Source organism: Patescibacteria group bacterium (assembly GCA_038065315.1).
GTDB lineage: Bacteria > Patescibacteriota > Minisyncoccia > Phycocordibacterales > JBBTRF01 > JBBTRF01.
Genome location: JBBTRF010000001.1, coordinates 194,727 through 207,357 on the forward strand (window position 1 = coordinate 194,727; position 12,631 = coordinate 207,357).

The 12,631-nt window shown below is 51.6% G+C and carries 13 protein-coding genes; 1 reads left to right on the forward strand and 12 read right to left on the reverse strand.

From position 1 onward, the window contains the following. Window positions 1-5: 5 nt before the first annotated feature. Both leuS and AAB391_00985 read right to left on the reverse strand, forming a co-directional pair. Window positions 6-3,014, reverse strand: coding sequence for a leucine--tRNA ligase (gene leuS / locus AAB391_00980; GenBank protein MEK7644886.1), 3,009 nt, complete (start codon window positions 3,012-3,014; stop codon window positions 6-8). 91 nt (window positions 3,015-3,105) lie between these two features. Continuing rightward, window positions 3,106-3,381 (reverse strand): hypothetical protein, encoded by a 276-nt coding sequence (locus AAB391_00985; protein MEK7644887.1) that lies wholly within the window; start codon window positions 3,379-3,381, stop codon window positions 3,106-3,108. 183 nt (window positions 3,382-3,564) lie between these two features. Between AAB391_00985 and AAB391_00990 the strand changes: the two genes are divergently transcribed. Further along, window positions 3,565-4,473 carry a hypothetical protein gene (locus tag AAB391_00990; protein ID MEK7644888.1) on the forward strand — a complete coding sequence of 303 codons (909 nt, stop codon included), beginning with the start codon at window positions 3,565-3,567 and terminating at the stop codon, window positions 4,471-4,473. Between the two features lie 91 nt (window positions 4,474-4,564). Here the strand turns inward: AAB391_00990 and ychF are convergent, their stop codons facing one another. From ychF to AAB391_01040, 10 genes are all read right to left on the reverse strand, one after another. Further along, window positions 4,565-5,677, reverse strand: a complete 1,113-nt coding sequence (ychF, locus tag AAB391_00995) for a redox-regulated ATPase YchF (protein MEK7644889.1) — start codon at window positions 5,675-5,677, stop codon at window positions 4,565-4,567. 183 nt (window positions 5,678-5,860) lie between these two features. After that, complete coding sequence (locus AAB391_01000; protein ID MEK7644890.1) at window positions 5,861-6,439, reverse strand: NYN domain-containing protein; 579 nt, start codon at window positions 6,437-6,439, stop codon at window positions 5,861-5,863. Between the two features lie 77 nt (window positions 6,440-6,516). Beyond that, window positions 6,517-6,747 (reverse strand): hypothetical protein, encoded by a 231-nt coding sequence (locus AAB391_01005; protein ID MEK7644891.1) that lies wholly within the window; start codon window positions 6,745-6,747, stop codon window positions 6,517-6,519. Between the two features lie 42 nt (window positions 6,748-6,789). Next, window positions 6,790-8,172 (reverse strand): glucose-6-phosphate dehydrogenase, encoded by a 1,383-nt coding sequence (locus AAB391_01010; GenBank protein MEK7644892.1) that lies wholly within the window; start codon window positions 8,170-8,172, stop codon window positions 6,790-6,792. 8 nt (window positions 8,173-8,180) lie between these two features. Beyond that, the gene (locus AAB391_01015; GenBank protein MEK7644893.1) at window positions 8,181-8,663 is read right to left on the reverse strand and encodes a hypothetical protein; all 483 of its coding nucleotides are present in this window, start codon (window positions 8,661-8,663) and stop codon (window positions 8,181-8,183) included. Continuing rightward, a complete protein-coding gene (locus AAB391_01020; GenBank protein MEK7644894.1) occupies window positions 8,663-9,163 on the reverse strand; it encodes a hypothetical protein in 501 nt (166 codons plus the stop codon). The genes AAB391_01015 and AAB391_01020 overlap by 1 nt, the downstream gene beginning before the upstream one ends. A 9-nt stretch (window positions 9,164-9,172) precedes the next feature. Beyond that, entirely contained in the window at window positions 9,173-9,565 is a 393-nt protein-coding gene (locus AAB391_01025) for a response regulator (GenBank protein ID MEK7644895.1), read from the reverse strand. A gap of 12 nt (window positions 9,566-9,577) precedes the next feature. Then, window positions 9,578-10,831 carry a HAMP domain-containing sensor histidine kinase gene (locus tag AAB391_01030; protein MEK7644896.1) on the reverse strand — a complete coding sequence of 418 codons (1,254 nt, stop codon included), beginning with the start codon at window positions 10,829-10,831 and terminating at the stop codon, window positions 9,578-9,580. Window positions 10,832-10,839: 8 nt separating this feature from the next. Next, window positions 10,840-11,733, reverse strand: a complete 894-nt coding sequence (locus AAB391_01035; protein ID MEK7644897.1) for a rhodanese-related sulfurtransferase — start codon at window positions 11,731-11,733, stop codon at window positions 10,840-10,842. A 113-nt stretch (window positions 11,734-11,846) separates the two neighbouring features. Further along, window positions 11,847-12,551 carry a guanylate kinase gene (locus AAB391_01040; protein ID MEK7644898.1) on the reverse strand — a complete coding sequence of 235 codons (705 nt, stop codon included), beginning with the start codon at window positions 12,549-12,551 and terminating at the stop codon, window positions 11,847-11,849. Between the last annotated feature and the right edge of the window lie 80 nt (window positions 12,552-12,631).

The following is a 12,631-nucleotide window of genomic DNA, read 5'->3' on the forward strand; positions in this document are numbered from 1 at the left end:
CTACGCTACTCTTCCGCGACTACGACATTCACCAACTTCCCTTTCACCACGATCACCTTCACAATCTTTTTGCCCTCAATCCACCTCTTCACTTCCGGCAAGGCGAGTGCGGTCTTCTCGAGATCTGCATCAGAAGCCCCTGCCGGTGCGGCAAATTCTGCGCGAATCTTGCCGTTCACCTGCACGCCAATCTTGCGGCCAGCCTCTTGGATTTTTGCCTCATCACAGACCGGCCACGACGCGAGATGGATGCTGGTCTTATTGCCGAGCTTCGTCCACAGCTCTTCGGTCATGTGCGGTGCAAATGGCGCGAGCAGTTTTAGCAATGTCTCGTATTGCTCACGAGAAACACTCGCCTGCTCATCCATCGCGTTGAGCAACACCATCAAGGTACTCACCGCGGTGTTGAATTTCATCTCCGAAATATCGGAAGTCACCTTTTTCACGCTTTTATGCATCAAAGATTCGATCTCGACTGACACATTCGCATCGCCACCAATAGCCGGCGCATTTTGTACCTTCCCTGCGAGCTTCCAGATGCGTTCCAGGAAGCGACGCGAGCCGATCATGCTGTTGGTATTCCAAGCGATCTGCTGGTCGAATGGTCCCATGAACATTTCGTACACACGCAGAGTGTCCGCGCCATAGGTAGCGATAATCTCATCAGGGTTCACGACATTACCCCAGCGCTTCGACATCTTGCGTCCATCTTCGGCCATGATGAGGCCGACGTGCTGCAGCTTTTTGAACGGCTCGGTGGTCGAGACCACCCCAATGTCATACAGAAACTTGTGCCAGAAGCGCGCGTAGATAAGGTGGCGCGTTGCATGCTCGGCCCCGCCGACATACAGGTCTACAGGCGCCCAATATTGCTCCTTGCGCGGATCCACGAGCGCTTTTTTGTTCTGCGCATCCATGTATCGCAAGTAATACCAACTCGAACCTGCCCATTGAGGCATGGTGTTGGTTTCGCGCTTGGCCTTACCACGACACTTCGGACACTTCGTGTTTACCCACTTCTCAATCGCCGCCAAAGGCGACTCACCAGTGCCAGTCGGCTCGTATGACTTCACTTTTGGAAGCTTCACAGGCAGTTCCTTTTCAGGTACAGGCACGACTCCACACTTCTCACAATGCACCACAGGGATCGGCTCTCCCCAATATCGCTGACGTGAGAACACCCAGTCGCGGAGACGGAAGGTCGTCTTCTTCTTGGCGAGATTTTTTGACTCAAGATGAGCAATGATTTCCTTTCGGACACTTCGCGCATTCTCGTCGGCGAATTCCTTTGGCTCAGTCAACACACCAGCCTGAGCATCAGCAAAGCACACCTCCTGCGCTCGCACTTTCTCAGCCAGAGCAGCATCTTTTGGATACAAAACGGTCTTCAGTTTGATGCCGTACTTTTTTGCAAAAACAAAGTCGCGGTCGTCATGAGCCGAACACTTCACGATACCAGTTCCGTAGTCGGCCAAAGCAAAGCTCGCCACCCAGATAGGTAGGTCACCGTTGCCGAGTGGGTCGACAATATATCGGCCCGTGAAAATTCCCTCGGATTCCTTCTCTTCAGCAAATCCCTGCTGAGCACGTTTTGCGACGAGTGCTGCGCAAAAATCCAAAACTTTCTGCTTGTCTTTTGTTCCTTCAAGCAACGTCTGCAAGAATGGATGATCTGGCGCAATAACAACAAATGTATCGGCGTAGCAGGCTTCAAAGTGAGCTGAGAAGGTCTGGATAGTGAGATTCGTATCTTTGACCGGTGCAGTGAAAATCATGCCGTCGCTCTTTCCAATCCAATTTCGTTGGAGCTCTTTGATAGAAGTCGGCCAATCGAGTGCGGGCTTTGCGATATTTTTTTCTTTGCCAGTGAATACATCCCACAAATAATTCATGTCTGGACGATTCAAAAAGCCGGCGACTTCCGCGCACGACAACCACACCACTTCATGCAAAGCTTTTTCTTGCTCGTCGATTTCTTTCCAGGCATCATCGGTGAGCTCGAGGTATACGCCGGTGAAATGCGCGAAGCGATTCACCTTTTTGATCGCTTGATAAAACTGCGAGTCGAGCTTGGCGAATTCGCGAACAAAGCGAACATTCTGATATCCGGTCTCTTCTTGTACTTCGCGCACCGCTGCTTCGGCGAGCTGTTCGTTCTTCTCGACACCACCCACCACGAGGCCGTGCCAGTCATTGCTCTTCCAACGGAGACAGAGAAACTTATCTTCGGACCAATGCTTCACCACACAAACTACAGCATCGCGCTCTTCGAGTGGCATATCCGCACGCACCGCATCGGGACCCGTATCGCGGATCATGAGCGGCACCGCGCGCTCTGTCGCATCCAAATCCGCGAGCAATCGCTCCGCGTAATCCGTGATCTTCAACACCCACTGACGAATCGGCTTTTTCTCGACGACACTGCCGCAGCGCTCGCACTTGCCGTCCTCGAGATCTTCGTTGGCCAAGCCGGTCTTGCAGGATGGACACCAGTTGATCGGCTCATGCGACTGATACGCGAGACCCTTCTCAAGTAATTTCAAAAAGATCCACTGTGTCCATTTGTAGTAGGCAGGGTCGGTGGTGTTGATCTCGCGGGACCAATCGTAGTCGAAGCCAAACATCTCGAGCTGCTCTTTGTAGCGCTGCACATTTTTCTCCACGGCGATAGCCGGGTTCGTCTTCATTTTGATCGCGTAGTTCTCCGCGGGCAATCCAAAAGCATCGAAACCCATCGGATGCAACACCGAATGACCTTGCATACGCTTCATACGCGACACGACGTCGGTAGCGATGTAGCCCTTTGGATGACCCACATGGAGACCTTCGCCCGACGGATACGGGAACATATCGAGGGCGTAGAATTTCTTCGCAGCGGCGGTACCGTTCGCAACCACGCCTTTCTTGGCTTGCGACTCCTTGGTCGCGTAGATTTTTTTCTTCGCCCACTGCTTCTGCCACTTCGGCTCGATGGCGAGATGGTCGTACGGCGGCAGCAATTTCTGCGGTTTCATAGGAGTAAACTATACAACAAAAGACGAAAATGAAAAAGCCGACAACGTGTGTCGGCTCGGGAAGAGTGGCAAAGAGAAGGCGGTGCAGGAACTATTCTACCTGAGTCTGGTCCTGGACGCGGCGCAGAGTGTCTTTGAGACGACGTTCGTCTTCCTCTTTAGCTTTAAGCACCGGGCTGCCGTAGCAGCGCCACCAAGGGATACCGATGGCGAGGAAGCTCGAAGCGCAGATCGCAATATGTCTGACCGCCGTATGGTCGCCGACACTGAAGCAGGCGGCGCCAAGGGCCAAGAGACCGAACAGGAGGCCCAAGATGATGGTAACAAGCATCTGACAGAGCGAGCGGAACGAGGAGTTGGTTTTCATGCAGGAATCAAGGGGTTGAAGAGCAGGTTGACCGACCAAGACCGACTAAGTTGTGCAAAAACGGACCGACGAGGAGTATACCTCAAAAGCAGCCTTAGGTCAAAGTATTCGCGGAACCGAACATTGACTTTTGATAGTAAAAATGTTATAAATATGTTCGAACTTAGAGCTGTTTAACAACCTATGAAGAAGCAACGTTTCCGTAGTGTAGCGCCGCGCCTGGTGACAGCCGCGAAGGCAGCCCGTCGTCCCAACATCTTGTGGACGACCTTGATCATCGTGTTGTTGGCCATTATTGGCTTCTTAGCATTCAACACTCATCGCAAATCGCAACGAGGGGCGATCCACAAAAAGGCGCTCGCCCTCGGACTCTTCGGAGCCCCGCAGGAAGTAGAGGAGCGCCACGTATGGGTCAGTGAACACCCTCAGATCCCTGGAAGAAACGGGGAGATACCTGTGCACATCATGTTCCGCAAAGATAATCATGATTCATGGGAACTCACCGGCACCGGCGCAAGACTCGGCGGGAAATACACCAACTGGGTGCTCACCGCCTACCACGTCTTCGAGGGTCGTTCTGGTCAATACGGTTGTCGGAAAATCGGAACAAACGAGTTTACGGGCAAAGAACCCATCTTCCCCATTCTCTCGCTCCCGCCAACACTACAGGTGGACGACTCAATCATCTGCACGATCAACCCGGATGGACTGGTCTTCCCCCACCTCACTGCAACACTATCAACAAACGTGTTCGGCTACGATTCCGAGGACGCGAAACGCCAATACTCCGGCGAGACATGGCCAGCGAAGATTCATTTTGGCACCTACCCGGAAAAAACTATTGAGGGCCTATTCTCAGTGAAAGTTCGTGGCAACACGCACCATGTCACAATGGACTGGGCTCCAGTCCCCGGCGAGAGCGGGACCGTAGCTAGTGTCGAACATGAAGACCACAACGCCTATCTTGTGATCATTCGTGGAGCTCCAGTGGCCGAAAGACTGCTCGAGCAGCTGAATCCGGAAAATCGGAAGCGTTTCAAATGGTCGAAGGACAAGATCTACGGAATTGGGAACTTGGTCAAGATCGAGTAGCCCGGACAAGCGTGTCATCTCTTAAGCAAGCCACAGGCAACCCCTGTGGTCTTTTTTTATTCACAAAAATGGGCTACGCGACCTGCAAGATCTACGCCCCCACCTTGAATTCCAAAACATCCCCATCCACCACGACATATTCCTTCCCTTCTGTGCGGAGCAGTCCCTTCTCGCGCGCAACGGCGAAAGAACCAGCCTCAAGCAGCGTGTCCCAATGGATCACTTCGGCCTTTACAAATCGGTCCTTAAAGTCGTTGTGAATGGCGGTGCCAGCGATCGGCGCAGTTGAGCCTTTGCGAATAGTCCAAGCGCGCGTCTCTATTTCGCCCGTCGTGAAATACGTCATCAAGCCAAGGAGGTCGTAGCTAGCGCGGATAAGATTGTCGATGCCGTCATCGTTGCCGCCGAGCTCCTTGCGAAACATTTCCTTCTCCTCGCCTTTCATTTCTTTGAGCTCGTGCTCCACACCGGCGTCCACCACGACATACTGAGCTTTCTGCTCCGCGAGATGCGCGAGCAGCGACGCGAAGCGCGCATCCTTGCCGCCTTCGAGCTCGTCGAGATTCTTCCCGCCCGCCTTCTTATTCAAACAATAGAGAATCGGCTTCATTGTGAGCAGGTGCATACCCTTCGCAAAAGGCATTTCGTCGTCTCTGAACTGCAGCGAATTGGCAAGCTTGCTCTGGTCAAGTGCCGCTTTGATCCGCTCGAGCACGGCCGCTTCAGCCACCGCCGCTTTGTCACCACGCTTCACGTCGCGCACGAGGTTCACGAGGCGTTTCTTCACTGTCTCCTGGTCGGCCATGATGAGCTCGAGATTGATCGTCTCAATATCGCCCTTTGGATCCACCTTGCCGTGCACATGGATGATCTTGTCGTCCTCAAAAATACGGACCACTTCTAGGATGGCGTCGGTTTCCCGGATGTTGGTGAGAAATTTATTGCCGAGACCTTCGCCTTCAGACGCACCCTTCACAAGCCCCGCAATGTCCACGAATTCCACGATGGCCGGGACGGTTTTTTGTGTCTTGGAAAAATCCGACAGCTTCCACAGCCGTTCGTCAGGCACGGCAACCACGCCCACTGAAGGATCGATGGTGCAGAATGGATAGTTTTCCGCTGGCACGGACTTCAGCGTGAGCGCATTAAACAGCGTCGATTTGCCGACGTTTGGGAGACCGACAATTCCTATGGATAGCGACATGGAGTAAAATATAGCTTATTTATTGGTTTTTTGAAAGGTAATTGTCATTTTGGCAACAAAATCATGGTCAGTGTACACTTCGACATGACCTAACTCAGCCCCCTCAGAATCCTTGCTATTCCACAGGGTTTGTGTATACTAACACTGTATCAATACGAAAAAGGACCCGAACGGTGTCAGTGCCTAAGGGGCCTTTTTTATTTCTCCTTCTCCGCCTTTCTCTAACTTCTGTTTTTGGTCGTAAGCGATCTTTGCCCTCACATCTGGCTCTTCCAAGTAGTCGAAAAACTCGCCGCCAAATTTCTTGTAAAGCGACGAAGCAAACTTCCTGTTTGGAAACAACATCTTTCCGAATCGCTTTTTGCCGATAAGGTAATCGACAAGCTTGATGTAGTCGCCGTCTCCAGACACAATGAATATCTGCTTGACCGGTTCATTCTCAACCAATTGCTTCATGACGCTAAAAACAATGTCCGTGTCGACGTTGCCTTTTTTACTCCCCTTCAAAGCGGCCGAGTGCTCTCTGAACGATAAAATAAACCCGGCTTTCTGCAAGCTGTCATACAAATCTCCGACATTATCCGAAATAAATCCAAGGAAATAGTAGGCCTCGGTAATGTGATATTTTTCGAGTAAGTATGTTCGAAAACGCTTGTGGTCTATCGACCAGCCAGTTTCTTTGGTTCCAAAGTGAAGATTCTGCCCGTCAATGAAGGCAATGTTGTGTGTATCATTTTCTGCATCCTCGATGGAATTCGGCATTGTTCTAGAATTATATCATGAGCATCTACCCCTCCGCCTCTCAACTTCCTGAAAAAGAATTTTGGGAGTGTGGCAGACTACCCCTGCATCATCAACTTCTGGAGCTCCGACTGATGTACACGCATCACCTCCATCGAAGCGAGGTTCTTGTCTTTGCCCGCCTTGACCTTCGCATCCACCTCCTTTGCGATTTTTTCGAAAAAAGCAGGGTGCTTGGTGACTACGGCAATAATCTGCTCGCGCTGCGCCGCTGGCAATGCTTTGAGCTGCTTCTCCAGCATCTTCTTCATGAAAAATTCTTTGATCATATGTGTTGTGGCGTTTGGCGCCGTTTGTTTCGTCGCCCCATTCTACTTCATCTTTTCGCCAAAGTGAAGCGGCTTCGAGCCTTTCGGATAGTGCACGAGCGGCAGTGCTGTCCACAATTTTCGCAAGGCATCCACGCACTTCCAACTCGCCTCAATCTCGCCCTTTGACACAAAGCCTGTCTGTTCGTCGTGGAGAGCGTCGTGGTAGACCTTTTCATATCCGTCCGGCGCATTGTGCGTGTGACCCAAATGATCTTGAATCACCCGCCACGACATCATATCCTCTCGTCCACCAATATGGAAGGTGACCTGCGGATCTGGCTGAATGCGAAATTCAATACGGTCGCCATTTTTGAAATACACCACCACTTCGGTCACCGAGGCATCGAGACCTTTGCCTGCAGACAGAATAAAACTCACCCCTTTCCAGCGCGGCATGTCAATAGAGGTCTCGCAAGAGAAAAAAGTTTCCGTCTGCGATCCAGCCTCCACACCCTCTTCGTGTTCATACCCCTCATATTGTCCACGGATGAGGCGCGGCAGCTTTCGATTTAACTTTGGTAACGAAAGTTTCGAGATCACCTTCCGACGCTCTTCACGGAAGGCTTCACTGTCATCGGTCTTCGGCTTCTCCATTGCAACGAGGGCGAGCATTTGGAGCAAATGATTTTGTCCGACATCGCGAAGTGCACCGACATGATCATATAAAGAACCGCGACCTTGAATATCGATCTTCTCAAACAAATGGAATTCAATGTGGTCAATAAACTCATGATTCCAAACATCTTTCAAACTCGGCTCGGTGAAATGCATGGTGAGCAAGTCCCAAAGCGGCATCTTCATGAGATAGTGGTCGATGCGGAAGATTTGCTCTTCAGAAAAAATGCGAGCGAGGAGTGCATTGATCTTTTTTGCACTCTTGGCGTCGATACCAATTGGCTTCTCGAGTAATACTCGTGTTTTCCCTGGTCCATCAGCGCAAGAAAGGTGTAGACCAGCCTTGTGCATATTCTCGAGGACGGGCTCGTAGAAAAAGGGTGAGAGTGCGAGGTGAAAAAGCTTGTGGCTGCATTCGCCGAGGCGCTCATCGATCTCCGCGAGTATTGGCATGAGGCGCTCGTAGGCATCGAGCTGATCAAAATATCCTTGATGGTATCGAACATGCGAAATAAACTGCGACAACTTTGACTTCACTTCTTCGAAATCATGCTGGCCATCTGCACCGACTGACGAACACCACTCTTCCACCATCGCACCGAAAGCTTCGTCACTAAAAGGGCGTCGAGCGAAACCGACAATACAAAAACGATCTTCGTGGAGATAGCCGTTGAGGAACATGCGGAATAGCGACGGGAAGAGTTTCTTCTCCGCCAAATCGCCAGTGGCGCCGAAAATGACAATAGTGACAGGGGTATTGTGTTCCATTGATGATATTATCGAGACGAAACGAGAAGAACGAGGACAACCAACGCAAGCTGGCTAGCGATGCCGAGGAGTGTTTTACCTTCAAGACGATGCGAGGTGTGAATCCACCGATGAAACGCCTGAAGCTGCGCTATCGGCCCTTTTGGGTACTTACTATACACGAATTGGAGGAAATCGGGAAGGATTGCTGCAAGCGCTCCGATGAGCCAGAAGTAGTTTCCTATAGGGTGCCAAAAAAATACTCCAGCGACCACCAGACCAAGCAGCGCATCGCCGCCGATACGGACGAGATCAAGCATAAAAAGACGGTCGAACGTTAACTTCGTTGGCACATCAGGGTTTGCCGAAGCGGAAAGAATTTTGTAATCCCAATGAGGTAGCGCATCGAGCAAAAAGTGGCTGCCGAAGGCGAAAAGACCACCCAGGATCGGGTGGTTCGGAAGCGCGGCCGCGACGGCCGCGCCAACAACAGCGTGAGTCGATAAGGTCATTATGGCTTGGTAGGAGTCTGTGGGTCTTTTGGCGGGTCTTCATCGACAGACTCGTCCGGGCTCTCGATCAATCGCTCAGCGAAACCACGCAGTGACTTCACACTAAAATAAAAGGCGGCGAGAAAAGACAGTGCGAGCACTTGGTTGGTATAAAACAACACCTCGCGCACACCTTGCATACCGTACGTAGAGTAACCGGCAATCGAATGAAAGCCGAACACCAGCAAACCAAAGCCTGCCACAAGGACGTCGAAAATGAGAATCCACCGCGAATGCGGATTGGTGTAGCCAGCCGCAAATGTCACCGCAATAATCGCAAAAACAGAAAACGTCACAGGGATGGCGAGCTCATTCTTGAAAAACGGCAATGTCGCCAGCATCACAAAAGCCACAAAGAAGAAGAAGCGGCGGATCGTGTGGCCGAAGTAATGCGGAATCTCATCTCGGTGTCTCGAGCCCAGTGTCCACTTATTCTCGTCGTATGTTTCGTATTCAACCATATTGTTTGCCTATAGCACCCCGAGCACCTTCCCTACTTCCTCCAAAATATCATCCGGGGTGAGGAGAGCCTTCACCAAAAACTTCTTCGCGCCAAGCTCCGCACCTTTCTCAATATCACTCTTCTGATTCAAATTGGAAAGAAGCACGACAGGAATCGCCTTTGTCGCGGCGTCGGATTTTACCTTCTTCAAAATCTCGAATCCGTTGAGCCCGGGCAACAGTACATCGAGCACAATGAGATCTGGCTTCTCTTTCTCCAACACGGAAAACACCTCGTCACCATTCTTCGCATGGAACAGCGTTGGCGCATACTTCGCAAGCTTCTTCGTCATCAAATCGCTCAAAAACATATCGTCCTCCACCCACAAAATCTTCTTGCCAGCGAGTGCCTTTTCTTTCATCAGCCTATTGTATTACTTTTTCAACGGTAATTCAACTGTAAACGTACTCCCGGCGTTTTCTCGCGTGACAAATCGAATCGTACCACCGTGGTCCTCGATGATTTTTTTCACAATAAACAAACCGAGGCCGGTACCGCCATTTTCTGCCTTGATCGCGTTGCGTGCTCTGAAGAAACGCTCAAAAACATGAGCTTTTTGCTCCTCGGGAATGCCGATGCCTTGATCAGCAACATTCACACGCAGCATCTGTCCGGCAATCTCAGCCGTCACGGCAATGGCGCCGCCGGCACGACTGTATTTGATCGCGTTGTCGATGAGATTTTGCAATGCCGAATGCAGCCGTTCCGCATCGGCCCTTACGGTCGGTAGCGGCTGCTTCGTATACGCCAGAGACACCTCCCTCTTTTTGGCAAAAGCGGCAAGCTCTTCGATCGCATCTTCAATCACTTCTTCCACCTGCACCGGACCAAAAGAATAGCTGAGTTGGCCCACCTCCACACTGTTGGCATCCAAAAGATCGTTTACGAGCTTGATCATGTGATCATTCGTTTCACCCATCTTCTTCATGTACTGCTTCTGCTCGTCGGAAAGCTCGCCGACATCACCGGAATTAAAAAGGCTCAACGTCCACTTCAAAGCCGAAAGTGGTGTACGGAGCTGATGCGCAACGACAGAAATAAAGTCGGACTTTGCCTGGTCGAGGCCACGGAGTTCCGTGTTTGCTTTCTGCAACTCCTCGCTCTGCGCCTTGAGCACTTTCTCGGTCTTTACTTTTTCGTCGAGCAGCTTCTGCAGACTCTCGGTACGTTGAGCGACGCGGAATTCAAGCTCGTCGTTCATCTTTTCGAGCTCCCAAGTCTGATCTTTCACGCGTCGAGCGAGGTCAACCCTCGAAAGCAGCCTCAGGCGCTCTTCTTCGAGATAGCCATTCGGCAGAAGTGTCACCACGCTGGACATTCCCTGTCCGTCCGGATGCAGTTTCTCAAGGTCGGTAAAAATTCGTAGGAGATGTTGCGTCACTTTCTTGCGACCAATACTGTCTTCCAACTGTCCGACAAGCGCGCGAACAAAAATACCGACATGCTGATCGTGCGGGGCGGGCAGGTTGCAAGTGAGCCGCCCTTTTCGGTCGACAGAAAGATCATCTTCAGTATAGAAACGAGAGAGCACTTCAGACACTCGGCGGGCGCCGATCTGATTCGCCGCGAGAGCGACCACCGCATCGCCAAACTCATGGGCGAGGCGCGGAGGAATATCTGAATTCATGAAGCAAATTATACCACAGCCGTTTTCGCGCACGCTAGGCAAAACGCCGCGCCATCCGCCTCGGAACAGCCTTCGCAAATGATGAGGTGGTCGTGGCAGGCGAGATTCTTGCAGTTGACATACCGTTCCGATGGCGTCTCGCAGCGTCCGCAGCGGCCGACCACCTTGTGGGTCTTCGGATCATTAAAATTCATCGTGACGCGGCCATCGAAGACATACAAGCTACCCTCAAAATCTTTTCCTGGAAACTTTTCCATATACGTGACAATACCACCATCGAGCTGGTACACGTCCTTGAACCCTTTTTTGAGCAAATACCCCGAAGCCTTTTCGCAACGTACGCCGGCAGTGCAGACAGTGAGGATTGGTTTTTCTTTCAAATCAGCAATCTCTTCTGCTACTTTCGGCAAGTCTCGAAAATTACTCATCTTTGGAATATGCGCGCCTTTAAACTGACCGACAGAGTGCTCGTAGTTGTTGCGCATGTCGACGATAGAAAATTGTTTTCCCTGCTCAAACCATTCACGCAAGGTTTCCGGCTTCAGGTGAGTTGCAGTGAGTTCCGTCGGATTTACATCGCCTGTCTGAGGGTCGAGGTCATCGAGGTGAGCACTCACGATCTCCTTGCGAGCTTTTACGGAGAGACGCGGGAAAGCTGTACCGTCGGCAGTACCGGCGCTGCGCTTCCAGTGAATATCAGCAAAGCGCGGGTCCTGCTTCATTTCCATGACATAGGCCTCGACATTCTCGCTGAGACCCTCGAAAGTACCGTTGATTCCTTCTTCGGCAACGATGATGCGACCTTTCAAGCCCAGCTTCTCGCAAAGGGCTTTTTGGGCCAACATGAGGGCCCTTGGATCAGCAACATGGACGTATTTGTAATAAATGAGGATGGTGTACATGAATGATTTTTGTGCCTCTATTGTATATCACGATGCCGACAAAAAGAAAACGCCCGCCGCGACACAAGGTGCGCGACGGGCGGACAAAAACCCGAATAGTTGGAAAGCGGACATCATGCCGCAGCGGCAGATCGAGGAACCCACGGATGCTGGTGCCATGGCCGCAACTGGCTCTTAGCACTCGCCAAACGACCACGCAGATCAATCGCGCGACGCAGTGCCGAAAAAGCGGCGGCGATGTGTTCCGGCCCATCGAGATCATTGACGACGGTAGCCTGACATTCTGAAACGCACCCCAGCTCCTTTTTAGCTGATGCGAGACGTGCAGCAACCTCCTCTTCGGAGATGGGCTTTCCTTGCGCCAATGCACGAACCCGCAAGTGCCGTTCCACGGTTGCCATTGAAGCGTAGATGAAGATCGCCAACAGGCCGTGACGGATCAACTCATCATCATGCGCCTTGATCTGCCGCAAGCCTTGAATATCAATCGCGCAGACCACATCCTCACCGGCAGCGAGACTTTCCAGGATCGGCGCTTTGGGTGTGCCATAGAGATTACCGTGCACCTCAGCATATTCGAGGAATAGTCCCTCCTGCTGACGTTTCATGAACACTTCACGAGTAAAGAAGTAGTAATCCTTCCCATCTTCTTCATCGGGACGTGGAGCGCGTGTCGTGCAGGTGATCTGCCGACGACCATACCCTCCCTTCACCAACATGTCCACAAAGGTCGTTTTCCCGACTGCTGTCGGACCAACAAGGCAGGTGAACCTACCGTTTTGTGGGCTGTGTTTTTGACCAGGACTGGAACTTGCCATAGGCTTAGCTAATTTTCCAAAATTTGGGTATCAAAGATCCCACCCCCGACATCCGGAGGTGATAGAGTTATACCCTAAAT